This window comes from Streptomyces scabiei 87.22, assembly GCF_000091305.1.
GTDB lineage: Bacteria > Actinomycetota > Actinomycetes > Streptomycetales > Streptomycetaceae > Streptomyces > Streptomyces scabiei.
Window position 1 is genome coordinate 125,819 of sequence record NC_013929.1, and the last position, 15,578, is coordinate 141,396.

Genomic DNA, 15,578 nt, shown 5'->3' on the forward strand with positions numbered 1-15,578 from the left:
CCGCGCCAGCACGTACCAAGATCCGGACCATTTCCGGACCATCCCGCGCCAGAAGGCCGCGCCAACTACCGTCTTGGCTGTTCAGCAGGGGTACGGCTGCTGTACCACCAGTAGACCGGCGTCCCCATGGACGTCCGCGCACGTTTCCGCATCGGAAGCGTCAGCAACACCTTCTCCAGCGTGGTGCTGCTCCAACTCGTCCAGGAGGGGCGGCTGGAGCTCGACGCTCCGGTGAACCGTCATCTTCCCGGCCCGCTGCCCGACGACCGGATCACGGTGCGCCACCTCCTCACCCACCGCAGCGGGCTCGCGGACTACACCAACGCGATGTTCGAGCAGACCGTGCCCGGCTTCGAGGCGGTCCGCAACCGGGTGTTCAGCTACCAGGAACTCGTGGACCTTTCGCACCAGACCTCTGGTCCGCGCGCATCTGCATCAGTGACCGCCTCGAGCGATACCGCATACCGACGATCAGGAGGAGAAAGCACGTAAAGCCGCACTCGGCGCGCTCGTGGCATTGACAGCGGTGCTCGCCGCTATTACTTCCTTGCGAAGTTGCCAGTGTCGGCTTCGGTGAGGATCCCGAGTTTGACCAGGCGTTTCAGCTTGGCGCGGGTGCCTTCGACGCTCTTCGGCAGCAGTTCGTGGCCGAAGGCTTCGCAGACGTCCTTGGCCCGCAGCGGCCGGGTCGCGTGGTTGAAGGCGGCGAGGATGCGGGGGTAGTCCGGGTGCCCGGGCAGGTCCGGCGCGACGGTCGGGAGCCGGTCGGCGAGGCCGGTGACGGTCCTGCGTGTGATCGCGAGGCCGGGGCATGCGCGGGGCCGTACGGGTGAGACGAGGGGGCCGTACGGGTGGCGGTCGCGGCGGACTCCCATCCGCGCCTGGCGGGGCGGCGGATTCCCTGCAGAGCTCCGGGCGACCTTGTCCGGGGCATCGGGAAAGGGAAGAGAACATGCGTAAACGAGTGATGGCGGCTTTCGCCGTCGTGCTGGCGGCCTCGTGTGCGGCCCCTGCGCTCGCGTTCGGCAGCGTCCCGGCCTCGGCCGGGGGCGGCGGGCTGACCGCGATCGGCCTGACGGAGAGTCAGCGGCTGGTCGAGTTCGACGTCGACAGGCCCGCCCATGCCTGGTCGTTGGGCAAGATCTCCGGGCTGGCCGGGGACAGCAGGCTGGTCGGGATCGACTTCCGCGTGCAGAACGGGAAGCTGTACGGCGTCGGCGACAGGGGTGGCATCTACACCCTGGACGCCCGCGCGAAGGCGAGGAAGGTCTCCCAGCTGACGGTGGCGCTGTCGGGCACCGCGTTCGGTGTCGACTTCAACCCGGCCGCGAACCGGCTGCGGGTCGTCTCCGACACCGGGCAGAACCTGCGGCACAACATCGACGACCCCGCCGCCCCGCTGACCACCACCGTCGACGGAACGCTCACCAACCCGACCACGCCGCCGTCGACCGCGCGGGGTGTCACCGGCGCCGCCTACACCAACAACGACCTCAGCACCGCGACGGCGACGACCCTGTTCGACCTCGACACCATGGCCGACCGGATCTCACTGCAGTCCCCGGCCAACGCCGGCACCCTGGCGCCCACCGGGAACCTCGGTGTCGACGCGGCCCTGGACGCCGGGTTCGACATCTACTACCACCCGACCAGCGGCACGAACCGCGGCTTCGCCGCCATCGCCACGGCCGGTGTCCACCGTCTGTACGGGGTGAACCTGCTGACCGGAAAGGCAACGGACAAGGGCTCCTTCCCGAAGAAGTTCCAGGTCACCGACCTGGCCCTGCCGATCGACCAGAAGTAGCCGCCAAAGACGGCGGCGGTGGTGGCGGTCTGCGGGAACTGTCTCCCGCAGACCGCCCGGCTCGCGTGCACGGGGGCGCCGGAACCGGTGCCACATGTACCGGGATACAGCCGCCGTTCACGGACCGGATTGCCGGGTGCGCTCGACGGCCGGCGGCGGGGCAGCGGGACGAACCCGGAGATTCCCTTCGGGCTGGCAGCAGTCCAACAGCGAGGTGTTCGAATAGCGTTCGAACCAAGTCACGGCATTGGCCCCGAAGGGGCGGGCGGTCCGGACGACGGTGCTCCCGGGGCCCGTCAGCCGCAGCCGGAGAGGAACTTCCTTCGCCGCCTGGGCATCGTGGAGCGGGACGGGGCGGACGACCTCCACATCGACTACGACCGTCAGCAGGTCGCCTGTCCCCAGGGCCAGGTCAGCGGGCAGGTACGGCCCCTACCCGACCTCCTCGCCCACCGCGGCCCCGCTGATCGTGGCACGATTCACCAAGAGCCAGTGCCGCCCCTGCCCGGCTCGCGCCCAGTGCACCAGTACCGCCGACAGCGCCCGCACCGTGGGCTTTCCCCCGCGCGAGCTCCGCGACCTGCAACTCCGCGTCCGTGCCGAGCAGCAGACGCCCGAGTGGAAGACCCGCTACGCGGTCCGCTCCGGAGTCGAGGGAACGGTCAACGAGTTCGACCACGGACACGGCATGCGCCGCTGCCGCTGCCGCTGCCGCTGCCGCTGCCGCTACCGAAGGACAGAGCAAAGCCCATGTCCAGCACGTTCTGACGGCCATCGCCATCAACATCGAGCGCCTCAGTGGTCTCCCACCAACCGAGAAGGCACCCCCTTCCCGACGACCGACCGCCTTCCAGAGCTACCTCGACCGGTGCCGGATCTCCAGGCCAAAATCCTGGCGCGCCCTGGGCACCTGACCTCGGCAACTCCAATAACCCCGAGTCAAGAATCAAGCTCATGAACTCACCGCGTGCTGTTACCTGACCTCGACGGCGTACGAGGCGCCGGGGAACTCCCATCCGTCGGTGCCTTCGCCGATGTCCTCGACGATGACGTCGTCGATGAAGTGGTCCTCGAACTCGTCATCGGAGAGTTCGCCGGCGAACCAGAGTTCCTCGATCGCGTCCCACTGGCCCCGGGTGCCGTCGATCCGCAGGGGCGCGGCGTCCACGGTGCCGCGGGTGCGTTCGTCGTCCCCGGTTTTGACGATGCCGCTGATCTCGTACTGGCCTCGCTTGATGTGACGGGGGATCGGGTCGGCAGGGACGACGGCGACGTTCTCGTACGCGGTGTGGATGATGTCCAGGTAGCTGCGGCGGACGTTGTACTCGGCGTCGGACAGCCAGTTGATGAGCGTCTTGGCCGTGACGTGGAGACCGGCGTCCGCCAGGGCCTGCTGGCCGCGGTGGGTCGCGGTGAGCTGACTGAGCTGGGCGTGCCAGTGTTTGGCGTTGTACGACGATAGCCGGTGGCGGGGGGTGACCTGGGTGCGCAGGAGGTCGTTGAGGGCGGCGCCCAGGGAGTTGCCGCGTCCGGTGGGACCGGCCATCAGTCGTCACCTTCGAGGATGGTCTGGCCGGCCTGGACGAACTTGCGCTTGACTTCGCCGAAGCCGGTGCCGATCCGGTACGTGGACGGCGGGGTGCCGGGCGGAGTCCAGAAGATGGCCTGGTCGACGTTGCGCAGGGCGACGAGTGTGTGGCCTTCCTGGACGGCCTTGAAGGCGACGGTCCAGTGGCGGACGGATGCCTCGGCGACCATGCTCATGCGCCAGTCCGGCCGCCAGAACGGTGAGCGCTGTGCGGGGCGCTTGGGCCACAACAGGCGCAGCGCGATGGACAGGCGGGTCTTGTACGCCTTGTAGGGGTCGCCGCCGGCCTGGACGAGTTCGGTGCGTGCCTTGCGGGTGGCCTCGTAGAAGGGCTTGAAGAGGGACTCGTTGGCCTTGCCTGTCCAGGAATCGTGGATGGCCGGCATGGCGGCGAGGTGGTTGTCCCGGACGAGCTTCATCAGTTGCTTGATGTGGGGGGTGGTGACCCACACGTGGCCGTTCTCGTCGGGACGGTCGATGATCCGCCCCAGGGGGTGCGGCATGTCGGTGCGGGCCCACTCCGGGATGTCGATGAGGTAGATGCCTGCGCCGGCCTTGTCGTACTCGTCGAGCGGGCCGGTGTGAAGGAGCTTGTTCGGGGCGAGGGGAACGGCCGAACAGGCGGAGGGGAAGGACCCGTTGCGGTCGATCAGGCACAGCACGCCCTCACCGAAGGACTCAGGCACGTCGAGTTGGTCGCGGCGCACCCGCTTGCCGTTCGCCCGGATGTGGGGAACGCGGCTGGCGGTGACGCCGGGGTGGACCCAGCGAGGCTCGCCGTCCATGTGCTCGGTGATCAGCGGCCACGGGCCGCTGTCGCGCTCCTCCTTGCGGATGACCTTGATCGGGTGCATCTTCGAGCGGCCGACCGAGTCCTTGAGGATCTTCAAGGCAGGGAAGACGTGGCCCTCGGGTTCGTCCTCCTCATCCCCCGGCGCCAGACCGTCCTCGCCGTCCTCTTCCCCGTCCTCGGGCACGCTGGCCCGGGCCTGTGTGTTGTCCACCGGGGCGTGAACAGCTGCACCAGTGGCTTGGGGCTGCCCGGCGCCTCCGGCAGTGCCGGCGGACTGGGACGTGCCGTAGGGCCGAAGCGCGTTGGCGAGGCGGTGGCCCTCGTGGGTGTCCGGCCACTGGGAGACCGTGGCGGCGGCCTGGAGCAGCGACGGCAGGAGTGCCGTCAGCGCGCCTTGGTCGCCGCTCTTGACCGCGGTCCGCCAGGCGGCCAGCTCGCGGGTGAGGGCGGCGGGGATCCCCTGGTGTCCGCCGGCCGTGTAGGGAAGTGCGGCTTCGGCCAGCTCCCGCGCTGCCGTCTCGCCGACGGCCGCCGAGAGTCCCGGTCCTGCCGGGCTGTCGGTGTGTTCGAGGGGCGCGGCACCGGCGTCGAGGAAGCGGGCGTGGACCAGATCGGGCTGAAGGTACGCAGAACCGATCGTGCCGAAGTCGCGCTCCGTGACCGTCACCTGGACCCGGGCCGGGTCCTCGGTCGGCGTGAGGGTCAACGTGACGTCGGCGTCCAGGAGATCCAGGAGTGCGGGGTCGTCGCTGTCCACGATAGCGAGCACGGGTACGTGCAGGGTGCGCGCGAGAGTGGCCAGTACCTGGGAGGCCGCCGGGAGACGCTCCCCGGACAGCGGCAGGCGAGCGCTGTGGACGGTCTGCAGGCGGTCGACGACCACGAGGGCCAGGCCCTCCATGTGCGGGGCGGTCTCCCTGATGTCCTCGGCCGTCAGGTCGCTGCCGTCGTCGATCATCAGGAGGTCGCCGGCCTGGACGAGTTGGTGGGCGATGTTCTGCTCATGCTGGGTAAGGCGGCCCTGCTTGAGACGCGCGTACTCGCCGCCGGTCTCGGCGGAGATGATACGGCGGAAGATGTCGTCCCGGTTCGGCCCCGAGGCCGCGTACAGGACCATGTCGTGGTCGACAAGGGCCGTCTTCCGTGCGGCCGCCAGACCCAGCAGGCTTCCGCCGACGCTCGGGCGGGCTGCTACGAGCGTCAGCTTGCCCCGCTGCAGACCGCCGGTGGCGGTGTCCAGGCCTGACAGCCCGAAGGTGGGGCCGCCGACAGGGCCGTCGGTGAGTACGGAACCGATGGCGTCACCGAGCGTGGCGAGCCTGCGGGGCGTGCTGCCGCGGTCCTGGCTGCCTTGACTGTTCACCGCACCTCCTGCGGACGCCGCGCCGGGGTACGCAGCCGTGTCGGACGAGAGGGCATCAGGAGAGGAGTCGGCGGGGAGCAGCACCGCGACCGGGGTCGTGTTCCGCAGGAGCACCTGCGGCTGACCCTGGGCCGCCAGCGTGACGAGGTCACCGAAGTCCCTCTGCGCCGTACTCAGCACGTGAGCCGGGAAGGCATCGGTCCTCCGGGCTGCCGGGAACCGGTCCAGCGGCACCAGCAGAGCGCGCACCTTGTGCTTGGTGATCAACGTGGTGCGCCCCTCCTCTTCGACGAGCTTCACCAGCGAGTACAGGCTGTTCCGCGCCGTGGTCGCGTTGATCGCGCCCTCTTCCTGCGGTGACTGACTCACTCACCCTCCCTATGATCTGAACCACCCACAATCATAGCCGAATCCACTCAGTCAACTTGTAACGCCACTGAGTGTTTTAAGACTCTCACTTACTATTGGTGATCCTGTAATGGGTGGGTTGACGGGTCGGGGTGCCACAGCCGATCAGAAGCGAACAGCGGGAAGGCCGGGACCACCGGCCCCGGCCTCCACTCCGCACCGTCCGCAGACGATCACACCCGCCGAACTGGCGGACTCAGCTCCCCGTCACCGACTCCTGCACCCCGGGCTCGTCCTTGTACGCGACGTGACCGACGGGCGGAGTAGGCCGCGCTCAGCTTGGCGTTTTAACCTCAAGGGTCGGCCCGGCTTCATCGTGAGGACTTCACTGCATGTCCAATCGCGATGAGGCCGACACCGACGACCAGAAGCGATGGGGAGCGCAAGTTCCAGCTGATCAGTATCAGGATCGCCCCTGCTCCCCAGAATCTGGGTTGCCGTACTTGCTGCTGAAGCCATCGACCGGGCATACGGCCGAGCAGCAGAGCGTGCACCCCGATGGCGGCCAGGACGATGGCGAGGGCGACCAGCACAAAGCCCAGCACAAGGAACGTGAACAATTCCCTTCCCCCCGCTTCTGGCTGTCACGCCGCATCGCTATCCAACCCGACTGCCGTGAAGATCTCACTGCCGGGGCGGGTGTGACGTTTGACGTCGGGGCTTGGTGCCAACTTTGTGATGGGCCGGACGGGTGTATGCCTCGCCGGTCGCGAGAACTCTCCCCACTCCACGGCGGGTGGCCAGCTGACGATTCTTCGAGCCTGGAGGTCCTCCGGGTCCGGGACGAGATGGTTTCGGTGCACCGGCGGGGGAGCCGGTCTTCGTGCGCAGGTTTCTGAACCCCCGCCGGACGCGGGAGGGCGTGAGCTTGTTGGCCTCGGTCGGCTTCTCCCAGGGCCTGCGCAGGTCGGCGGCCAGCGGTCGGGCGAGCCGGAGCTGGGCATAGGCGGCGATCACCAGCCAGGTCCACCGGTCGGCCGCTTCGAAGCTGCGAAGCCGGGGCTTGGTCCAGCCAAGGGTCTGTTTGAACAGGCGGAATGTGTGCTCGATGTCGAAGCGGCGGAGGAAGGACTGCCAGCAGCGATCGACGTGCACTTGGGTGGCGCCGGTGCGTGACCACTACAGCCAGACTGGCTTGTTGACTCCGCCGCTGGGCAGCTTCTGAACGACCAGGCGGATGACGGTTCCCTCGATGATGGGCAGCGGGCCGTTGTGGTCGAGCCAGGCGGCCCGGCGGGTCAACCGCGGGTGCAGTCGGTCCCACGCTTGTGCGGTGGCCTTTCCGTAGAGCCGGGTGTCCGTGGCCGTCACGGCCTTCTCGGTGCCCCAGGTTGTGGGGTCGCCGAAGACGAACCCGCCGCCGTGCTTGGGCGGCCGGCCGCCCTTGGGGTTGGCCAGGTGAAACTCTTCGCGGGAGGGTGTCGGACGCCTCATCACCCGGTCTGAACGGAGTCGGCCGAGGATCTCGACGGGCAGGCCGTCCAGCAGGTGGGCGATGCGCGGGGCGTCGTATCCGGCGTCCAGCACGACCATGATTCCCGGGTCGCCCGGCTTCCACTGGCCGGCCGCGACCAGCCGCTCGACGACCTCACGGATCTGCATGGTGGTCACCGCAGCGACATCGACACCGAGCTCCAGACGGACCGCGTCCAGCACCGCCGTCCCGGCGCAGATGTCGGGGAAGTTGCGGCGGAAGGTGGTGTTGGCGAGGCCGAGCCGGGTGGCGAGGCCGAGCACGCTGGGGACCCGGCCGAAGAAAGTTACCTCGCCTCCCGGGAGGGCAAGCAGACGAAAGCGAAGGCGAACCACACCGGAGCGCCCGGTCACCTCGTGTCCCGGCGCGCCGGCAGTGCACGGGCCGGCGCCAGGTCAGCGGGCCGCGCGCCGGTTCAGTGCGCCGCGTCGAGCCGGTGGCGTTGTTCGGCGGTCAGCTCCAGGTCCACGGCGGCGAGGTTCTCCTCCAGCTGCGCCACCGAGGAGACCCCCGCGAGTGGCACGATCGGGAGCGGGCCGCCCAACTGCCAGGCCAGCACGACCTGGTTGACGGTCGCCCCGGTCGAAGGCGTTCATGGCGCCCTTCCAGCGCATGGTCCAGCGTTTGCGGCCGGCGCCGGTCGGGTCGAGGCTCATGACCGCCATATAGACGCACTTGAGCGCGGCCTGCTCCGTGGGGAAGTGCCCGCGGGCACGGACGGCCTTGCGGATGCGGGCGTTGACGCTCTCGATGCTGTTGGTCGTGCACACAATGCGGCGTATTTCCGCGTCAAACTGAAGGAAAGGCGTGAACTCCGCCCAGCTGGACTCCCAGAGGCGGACGATCGCCGGGTATTTCTTGCCCCAGGTCTCGGCGAATTCCAGGAACCGTGTCGTGGCCGCGTCCTCGGTCGGCGCGGTGTAGACGGGCTTGAGTGCCTTCGCGACCTTGTCCCAGTCCTGTCGGGCCGCGTAACGGAACGAGGCCCGCAGGAGGTGGAGCCGTAAAGAATCAACCTGTCGGCGTGTTGCTGTCGATGGATGCCAGCAGTTCGGCGCCGGTGGCGAAGCGGGTCGGGGCGGGAGGAAGGGTGATCCCGGCTTCGCGGAGGACGGGTTGGGCGTCTTTGAGCGCGTTGTTGAGGGTGCCGAGGCTGACGCCGAAGGCGTCTGCCAGGACTTGTCGGGTGCCGAGCTTGCGCTCGTAGAGGACTGCGGCCAGGAGGCGTTCGGCATCGGTGATCTTCTGCCGGAAGACGCCGCCGCGGGTGCCGGGCCGGCGTGGTCCGCCCCGATGCTGGTGGCGGCGCCGCTCGATCAGGGCGGCTTGCTGAAGCGACAACTGGTCGATGAGCAGGGCCAGTTCGGTGCGGTCCATGCCGGTCAGGGCAGGGTCGGCCAGGTGGTGGGTGCGCTGGAGGCGGGCGGTGACCGGGGTCCCGGAGCGTACGAAATCCTCGAGCTCCTGACTGCTTGAGAAGCACAGCGTGGTGGGCGTGATGGAGATGCTGTGTTCCTGGAGGAGGCGTCGGATCTCCTTGATGGACGGGCCGAGGGTGCGCTGGCACAGACCCAGCATCTCGGCGAGGAGGTTCTGCGAGCACACGTGGCGGAGGTAGATCACGCTCAGCAGGATGCGGTCCGCGGGGGCGAGGACCGGGCGCTTGTTGTCTCCGGCGCCGTGGCGGCGCGGGCCGCCGCGCTTGCGGTGCAGTCGTTCCTCGCGAAGCGGGCCCAGCTCGGGCGTGAGTTTGCCGGCCAGGGCGGTCAGGTCCTCGCGGCTCATCCCGGTCAGGGCCGGCTCGGCCAGCAGGTCGAGGACCCGTCGGCGGGCAGCGTCACGGTCTGTGAGGGGTGTGGGCTCGCCGTCGCAGGGGCCGTCGGGGCGGACGGTGTAGTTCCAGGTGCCGTGGGTGTCGTGGTACTCGATCGGCAGGCTCTTCAGCTGGGCCTTGCTGACCTCGATGCCCAGGGGGTAGCGCCCGGTGTCGAGTTCGGCTTCGACCCGCAGTCCGCTGCGGGTCTTCGTCGCCGCGATGGCGTTGACGACAACTTCGTGGCTGGTCAGCGGGCGGCCCCGCCAGTTCATCGTGATGTGGGAGAAGAGCCGGTGCTCGATCTTGTTCCACTTCGAGGTGCCGGGAGGGAAGTGACAGACAGTGACTGCCAGCCCGGTCTCGGCGGCGAATTCGGCTAGCTCCGCCTTCCAGAGGCGGTAGCGGTAGCCGTTGGAGCCACCCGCGTCCGCGGTAATCAATAGCTGGCTGGCCTGCGGATAGTCATGGCGGCCCCGGGCCTGCCACCAGCGGCGGATCGAGGCGACCGCGAAGACCGAGGTGTCGTGATCCACGCCAACGTTGACCCAGCCGGTGTCCGCCGAAGGATCGTAGATTCCATAAGGGATGGCGGCTTCGCCCGTCGGCCCGGAGAAGAAGCTGTGGTCATCGACCCGGACCGGGTCACCCTTCGGGCGCCACTGCCGACCGGGGTTCGGCAGCTGGCCGAGCATCTCCTTCTTCTTCGTGTCCACGCTGATGACGGGCTCGTCGTCGGCCCGGTGTCGTTTGACCTGCTCGTTGATGTAGCGGAACTGGGCGTCCCGGTTCGGGTGTTGCTCGCCCTCCAAGGTTTTAGCCTGGGCCTGGAGGCTGAATCCGTTGTCCTTCAGCAGCCTGCCCACCGTCATCGCCGAGACGGGATGGCCTTGGCCCGTCAGCTCGTCCGCGAGGATCCGTAGCGACTTCGTCGTCCACCGCAGCGGCGACATCGGATCGCCCCGCTCATCCGGCTCGACCAGCGCCAACAGCGCGGGCAGCAGAGCCGGATCGACCTGCTCCGCACGCTTGCGGCCCCCGCCTGGCCTCCGGGTCCGCCCCGCGGACGCCGTGGTCTCGCCCGCCTCCAGCTCGAAGACTCCCCTGCGGACCGTGGTCTCGCTCACCCCCGCGGCCCGTGCGACCGCCCGGACACCGCCGTGCCCCAGCAGTCTCGCCTCGGTGGCCAGCAGCAGCCTCCGCTGCCGCTCGTCCAGATGTGGCAGCAACACCTCGAACCGCACGGCGAGTCGACCGTGCTTCCCCTCCAACAACGCCATACCAGGTCAACGAGGCACACCACAGAAGGAGACATCTTGTTTCCGTACGGCTCCACCTCCTGCGCAATTCGTTCCGTTACGCGGCCCGCCAGGACTGGGACAAGGTCGCCAAGGCCCTCAAGCCCGTCTACACCGCCCCCAGCGAGGATGCGGCGACGGAGCGGTTCCTGGAGTTCCAGGAGGCGTGGGGCCGGAAGTATCCGGCGATCATCAAACTGTGGGAGAACGCCTGGGCCGAGTTCGTGCCCTTCCTCTCCTTCGACGTTGAGATACGCAAGGTCATCTGCTCGACGAACGCGATCGAGTCCGTGAACGCCCGCATCCGCAAGGCCGTCCGCGCCCGCGGACACTTCCCCAACGAGGCCGCCGCCCTCAAGTGCCCTGTCCGGCGCGGGCGACGACCCGGCGAGCGGCGACGCCACCGTGTGGAAGGGCCCGGTCACCCGTGCCGGACAGCCCACCGCCATCCTGCCGCTGCTGGACAGGGCCGACTGGTGGGGCGACGACGCAGGCGACGCGTCCTGCGCCACCAACGGCGGCTGTCAGGAGGACGGCGACTCGATCAGCGGGCCCATCCGCTCCACCCGGGCCGGTGACGTCAACGGCGACGGCGACGGCAAGGACGACATCGTCGCCTGGAAGTACGCGGGCGACGGCCAGTGGGGCAACCGTCTGTTCCTCGGCGGCGGCAGCACGGGCTTCACCCGCGGCTGGGTCCCCGCGGACGGCACGGCCACCGGTACGGGCACCGGCATCGGGGACGTGAACAACGACGGGTTCGACGACGTCGTGGTGGGCAACTACGGGAACGGTGGCTGGAGCGGCGACAAGGTCCGAATCGCGTTCGGGGCGGCCTCCGGCCTGTCCGAGGAGCGCGTACAGACCTTCGACCAGGACCTGCCCGGGTTCCCCGGCGCGGAGGAGGAAGGCGACGGGATCGGCTCCACGGTCTCGGTGGCGGACGTCAACGGTGACGGCTTCGGCGACATCGCCCTCGGCATCCCGGGCGAGGACATCGGCGACCTCACCGACGCCGGGTCCGTCGCCCTGGTCCCCGGCAGCGCCTCCGGTGTCACGGGCGCCGGTACGCAGATCTTCCACCAGGACACCGCCGGGGTAGCCGGAGCCGCGGAGAGCGACGACCAGTTCGGCGCGAGCAGCGCACTGCTGGACGTCGACGGTGACGGCCACGCCGACCTCGCGGCCGGTTCCGAGGCCGAGAACGGCTGGAACGGCGCGGTCTGGGTGCTGCGCGGCACGGCGACCGGCCTCACGGCCACGTCGTCCCTCGCGTTCGGCGCCGGCGACCTCTCGGCGCCCGCCACGGGCGCCCGCTTCGGCGCGCTCCTGCGCTGACCGGGCCGAAGCGGGCAACGGGGGTTCGGTGGGGCGGCCTGGTGCCGCCCCACCGTCATGTCCGGGGCGGGGCGAGGCGGCTTCGGCCGAGGTGCGCGGGCACACTCGCCGCCTCGGCCGAGGTGCGCGGGCCGCTTCACCGCCTCGGTCCAGGTGCGTCGGCGCGAGCATCCGCAGCACCGCAGGCAGCACGACCGCCGAAGGGGCGGGCGTGGCGAGGGACTTGGCGGAAGTCGTCGGCCAGGGAGTCCGGGGTGGTGCGTACGCCAGGGACGTCGAAAGACTCCGCGTACGCCACCAAGCCCGGACGGGACAGCCCGGCCGCCGTGGACCGGCCGAAGGCGTCCGCCCTGTCCTCGCGCACGATGCCGTAAGGGCCTCCTCTCGTGCGATAGGTGCACCGGCAGCGCGAGGCACTGCGGGCCGATGAGTTGGAGGACCGACGCAAGGTCCTCCTGGACGCGCCGGAGACCGGTGAGCTTGTTTCGCTTTGACGGACACCGTTGGTGTGGTGGTCAGGCTGCGAGTGCGGTCTCGTATTCGGCGGGGCTGCGATAGCCGAGGCTGCTGTGCAGACGGTGCAAGTTGTACCAGCCCTCGATGAAATCGAAGATCGCGGTGCGGACGGCGGCCCGGCTGGGCCAGGCGGTGGTGTCGAGCAACTCGCGTTTGATGGTGGCGAAGAACGACTCGGCGAGTGCGTTGTCCCAGCATTGTCCGGTGCGGCCGACCGACAGGCGGACTCCCAACTGCTCTGCCAGTGCGGCGAGTTGCTGACTGGTGTATTGGCAGCCGCGGTCCGAGTGGAAGATCACCGGCCAGGTGGGGCGACGTTGTCGGCAGGCGGCCGTGAGGGCATCGGCGACCAGATCGGTCTGCAGGTGATCAGCTGTTGCCCAGCCGACCACGCGGCGGGAGGCGATGTCGATGACGGTGGCCAGGTAGAGCCAGCCCTCGTCCGTGGCGATGTAGGTGATGTCGCCGCACCAGCGGGTATCCAGCCCGTCGGGGTCGGGCCGGAAGTCGCGGGCGATGAGATCGGGCCGCAGAACAGCTTTCGGATCGGGGACCGTCGTCAGGTGCCGCCGTCTGCGATGCCTGCCTTGCAGGCCGGCTGCCCGCATCAGCCGCGCGACCCGGCGCCGCCCGCACCCGGCGCCCGCCCGCTTGAGCATCGCATGGACGCGCGGGGCACCGTAGGTTCCCCGCGATCGTGTGTGGACATCGGTGATCTGTGCCGCCAGTTCGGCGTCACGGACCGCGCGTGGACCGGGCGTTGCGGTGCGGCGGGCATAGAAGGCGGTCCGGGAGACCTTCAGCAGCTCACACGCCCGTTTGACGCTGTGACCCGCACGCTTCTCCGCCTCGATGAACGGGTGCACCGTCACCGGGTCTCCTTCGCGAAGAAAGCCGTCGCACGCTTGAGGACCTCGACGACCTCGCGCAGCCGGCGGTTCTCCCGCCGCAACGCGGCCAGCTCCTCGCGTTCACTGCTGGCCAGGCCATCGCGTTCGCCCGCGTCGACCTCGGCCTGGCTGACCCACAGCCGCACCGCGGTCTCCGTCAGGTCGAAGTCCTTGGCGATCTGACCGACCGAGCGGTCACCACGCCGGCACAGCTCGACGATCTCCGCCTTGAACTCCGGCGTGAACGAACGGCGAGGCCGAGGCTTCTTCTTCCCCATGCTCTCCATGATGGACATCCTCCCGGGGCAGAACCCCTGATCTCGAATGTCCGTCAAAGCGGATCAAGCCCAAACCCGAGGATGGGCCGACGAGCTGCAGCGCTGCGAGACCAGAGTTCTCGTCTGGGTAACCCGAAGGCGGGCACCGCGGGCACCTCCGTGCAACGCACTCGTTGCACGCGATCGCCGGCCGTTCGATGGCAGCACGCGCGAATCGGTCACCACAGGCCGTGGCCCTCCGAAAGGTGGGCGTAGGCACCCGGCCGCGTTCCGGCACCCCCTGTTGCAGGACCGCGCCGCTGCCTCGTGGCCGCCATCCGAGGAGGGGGACGTTCATCAAGAACTTCCCCAGACGGTACGACCAGGCTGGTCCCATGCCAACTGGGAGGAAGCCCCGTGACCACTGACCGCGCCATGACGCCAAGCCACGTGCGCGCCGTACGGATACCTCGCCCCGCACCCGCCCTCGGCATGGCGCATGCCTCCGGCCCCGGCACGCGCCATACTGTGGTCGGGGGGCCGCTTTCGTCATCGGAGGACACCCTGGACGCCCTGTTCACCCGGGCGGCCCGACGCCGTCCCGACGCGGTCGCCATACAGGACGCCCGCGGCGAACTGAGTTTCGCCAAGGCCGAACTACGGGCCACGCAGCTGGCGTCGGTGCTGATCCACGCTGGAGTCCAGCTCGGCGATCCCGTAATCATCCACTGTGACGACCACCAGTGAGGTTCCCCCGAGATGCGGAGGAAGTTGACAGCGGGTCAGATGGGACTCATGAGAGGACCTGTGACCATGGCTGCACCCCGGAAATACTCGCTCGAGTTGCGTGAGCGTGCGGTACGGATGTACCGCACCACCGAGCCGAAGCCGCAGATCAAGAAGCTGGCCGTCGACCTCGGCGTGCACCCCGAGGCCCTGCGCGGCTGGATCCGCCAGGCCGAGGCGGACGCCGGCGAACGCGACGACCGTCTCACCACCGACGAACGCGCCGAGCTCGCGGCCCTGCGCAAGGAGAACGCCCAGCTCAAGCGGGCCAACGACGTCCTGCGGACGGCCTCGGCTTTTTTCGCGGCGCAACTCGACCCGACCCGGCCCAGGTGACGGCGCTCGTTGACGAGCATCCCCGCCTGGGAGTCGAGTGCGTCCTGCGGGAACTGCACATCCCCTCCTCCACCTACTACCGCTGGCGCCGCGCGGAGAAGGAACCGTGCGAACGGCGACGCCGCGACGTCGAACTGGCCGAGCGGATCAAGGAGATCCACGCGGAGTCCGGCGGCAATTACGGATCGCCGCGCGTGCACGCCGTCCTCAGACGCGAGGGCACACGCGTGGGCCGCAAGCGGGTCGAGCGCCTGATGCGCGAGGCCGACATCGCGGGGATCAGCCCGCGGCGGAAGGGCTTCACGCGCCGCGATCCCAAGGCCAGCCTCGCCCCGGACCTGGTCAACCGGGACTTCACCGCACCGGCGCCGAACCGGTTGTGGGTCACCGACCTCACGATGGTCTCCACCGGCGAGGGACCGTTGTGGCTCTCCGCGATCCGGGACGCATTCTCCCGGCGGGTGGTCGCGTGGGAGACCTCCGCCCGCGCGGACGCCGACCTGGTCCTGACCACGCTGGAGTACGCGCTCGCGTCCCGCGAGGTCGAGCCGGGCAAGCTCATCCACCACGCCGACCACGGCTGTCAGTACACGTCCATCAAGCTCACAACCCGGCTGATGCGGGCGGGAGTTGAGGCGTCCATGGGCTCCGTCGGGGACTCGTACGACAACGCCCTCGCGGAGAACCTCTGGATGCTCATCAAAACCGAGGGCCTCCGTGGCCGCACCTTCACCACGAGGGCCGAGGCGAATCTCGCGCTCTTCGAGTACATCGACGGCTTCTATAACTCCCGCCGCATCCAGGAACGGCTCGGCTTCCTCAGCCCGATCGAGTTCGAGGAGAAGTACTACGCCGAGCAGGCGACGGCCGAACCAACGAATCTGAACACCCGTCAACCCCTGCTGACCAGCTGA

12 protein-coding genes and 7 pseudogenes are annotated in these 15,578 nt (G+C 69.1%); 8 read left to right on the forward strand and 11 right to left on the reverse strand.

The window, feature by feature from the left end:
- Nucleotides 1–117: 117 nt before the first annotated feature.
- Nucleotides 118–405, forward strand: a pseudogene (locus SCAB_RS45815) (serine hydrolase domain-containing protein); the annotation flags it as partial.
- A 134-nt stretch (nucleotides 406–539) separates the two neighbouring features.
- On the opposite strand, the gene SCAB_RS00535 reads toward SCAB_RS45815, so the two are convergent.
- On the reverse strand, nucleotides 540–875 hold the full coding sequence (locus SCAB_RS00535; protein WP_012998088.1) for a hypothetical protein: 336 nt from the start codon (nucleotides 873–875) through the stop codon (nucleotides 540–542).
- A gap of 77 nt (nucleotides 876–952) precedes the next feature.
- On the opposite strand from SCAB_RS00535, the gene SCAB_RS00540 reads away from it, so the two are divergent.
- Both SCAB_RS00540 and SCAB_RS44250 read left to right on the forward strand, forming a co-directional pair.
- Nucleotides 953–1,804 (forward strand): DUF4394 domain-containing protein, encoded by an 852-nt coding sequence (locus tag SCAB_RS00540; protein ID WP_041668760.1) that lies wholly within the window; start codon nucleotides 953–955, stop codon nucleotides 1,802–1,804.
- A 469-nt stretch (nucleotides 1,805–2,273) separates the two neighbouring features.
- Nucleotides 2,274–2,762: a transposase gene (locus SCAB_RS44250; protein WP_231884876.1), complete on the forward strand. Its 489-nt coding sequence runs from the start codon at nucleotides 2,274–2,276 to the stop codon at nucleotides 2,760–2,762.
- Nucleotides 2,763–2,777: 15 nt separating this feature from the next.
- Here SCAB_RS44250 and SCAB_RS00545 read toward each other — a convergent pair whose 3' ends face one another.
- The 7 genes and pseudogenes from SCAB_RS00545 to SCAB_RS00570 form a co-directional block, all read right to left on the reverse strand.
- Nucleotides 2,778–3,350 (reverse strand): hypothetical protein, encoded by a 573-nt coding sequence (locus SCAB_RS00545; RefSeq protein WP_012998090.1) that lies wholly within the window; start codon nucleotides 3,348–3,350, stop codon nucleotides 2,778–2,780.
- A complete protein-coding gene (locus tag SCAB_RS00550) occupies nucleotides 3,350–5,917 on the reverse strand; it encodes a type II toxin-antitoxin system prevent-host-death family antitoxin (RefSeq protein WP_012998091.1) in 2,568 nt (855 codons plus the stop codon). Before SCAB_RS00550 ends, SCAB_RS00545 begins: the two co-directional genes overlap by 1 nt.
- Before the next feature lie 350 nt (nucleotides 5,918–6,267).
- A complete protein-coding gene (locus SCAB_RS00555; protein WP_041668762.1) occupies nucleotides 6,268–6,516 on the reverse strand; it encodes a hypothetical protein in 249 nt (82 codons plus the stop codon).
- A gap of 64 nt (nucleotides 6,517–6,580) precedes the next feature.
- Nucleotides 6,581–7,618: pseudogene (locus tag SCAB_RS00560) on the reverse strand (transposase); the annotation flags it as partial.
- A gap of 227 nt (nucleotides 7,619–7,845) precedes the next feature.
- Nucleotides 7,846–8,013, reverse strand: a pseudogene (locus SCAB_RS44255) (aldo/keto reductase); the annotation flags it as partial.
- 1 nt (nucleotide 8,014) lies between these two features.
- Nucleotides 8,015–8,482: pseudogene (locus SCAB_RS44260) on the reverse strand (transposase); the annotation flags it as partial.
- Nucleotides 8,442–10,523, reverse strand: a complete 2,082-nt coding sequence (locus SCAB_RS00570) for an ISAzo13 family transposase (protein ID WP_041668763.1) — start codon at nucleotides 10,521–10,523, stop codon at nucleotides 8,442–8,444. The pseudogene SCAB_RS44260 and the gene SCAB_RS00570, both read right to left, overlap by 41 nt.
- A 50-nt stretch (nucleotides 10,524–10,573) precedes the next feature.
- Between SCAB_RS00570 and SCAB_RS44265 the strand changes: the two are divergent.
- A pseudogene (locus SCAB_RS44265) lies at nucleotides 10,574–10,903 on the forward strand (transposase); the annotation flags it as partial.
- Nucleotides 10,899–11,879: pseudogene (locus tag SCAB_RS00580) on the forward strand (FG-GAP-like repeat-containing protein); the annotation flags it as partial. The pseudogenes SCAB_RS44265 and SCAB_RS00580, both read left to right, overlap by 5 nt.
- Before the next feature lie 150 nt (nucleotides 11,880–12,029).
- On the opposite strand, the pseudogene SCAB_RS48165 reads toward SCAB_RS00580, so the two are convergent.
- From SCAB_RS48165 to SCAB_RS00590, 3 genes and pseudogenes are all read right to left on the reverse strand, one after another.
- A pseudogene (locus SCAB_RS48165) lies at nucleotides 12,030–12,258 on the reverse strand (thiamine pyrophosphate-binding protein); the annotation flags it as partial.
- Nucleotides 12,259–12,394: 136 nt separating this feature from the next.
- On the reverse strand, nucleotides 12,395–13,267 hold the full coding sequence (locus SCAB_RS00585; protein WP_012998095.1) for an IS3 family transposase: 873 nt from the start codon (nucleotides 13,265–13,267) through the stop codon (nucleotides 12,395–12,397).
- On the reverse strand, nucleotides 13,264–13,572 hold the full coding sequence (locus SCAB_RS00590) for an IS3 family transposase (RefSeq protein ID WP_041668767.1): 309 nt from the start codon (nucleotides 13,570–13,572) through the stop codon (nucleotides 13,264–13,266). Before SCAB_RS00590 ends, SCAB_RS00585 begins: the two co-directional genes overlap by 4 nt.
- A 387-nt stretch (nucleotides 13,573–13,959) precedes the next feature.
- On the opposite strand from SCAB_RS00590, the gene SCAB_RS00595 reads away from it, so the two are divergent.
- The 3 genes from SCAB_RS00595 (at nucleotide 13,960) to SCAB_RS00605 (ending at nucleotide 15,578) form a co-directional block, all read left to right on the forward strand.
- Nucleotides 13,960–14,289, forward strand: coding sequence for an AMP-binding protein (locus SCAB_RS00595; protein WP_041668768.1), 330 nt, complete (start codon nucleotides 13,960–13,962; stop codon nucleotides 14,287–14,289).
- Between the two features lie 66 nt (nucleotides 14,290–14,355).
- Complete coding sequence (locus SCAB_RS00600; protein ID WP_041668893.1) at nucleotides 14,356–14,664, forward strand: transposase; 309 nt, start codon at nucleotides 14,356–14,358, stop codon at nucleotides 14,662–14,664.
- Nucleotides 14,661–15,578 carry an IS3 family transposase gene (locus SCAB_RS00605; protein WP_012998059.1) on the forward strand — a complete coding sequence of 306 codons (918 nt, stop codon included), beginning with the start codon at nucleotides 14,661–14,663 and terminating at the stop codon, nucleotides 15,576–15,578. The genes SCAB_RS00600 and SCAB_RS00605 overlap by 4 nt, the downstream gene beginning before the upstream one ends.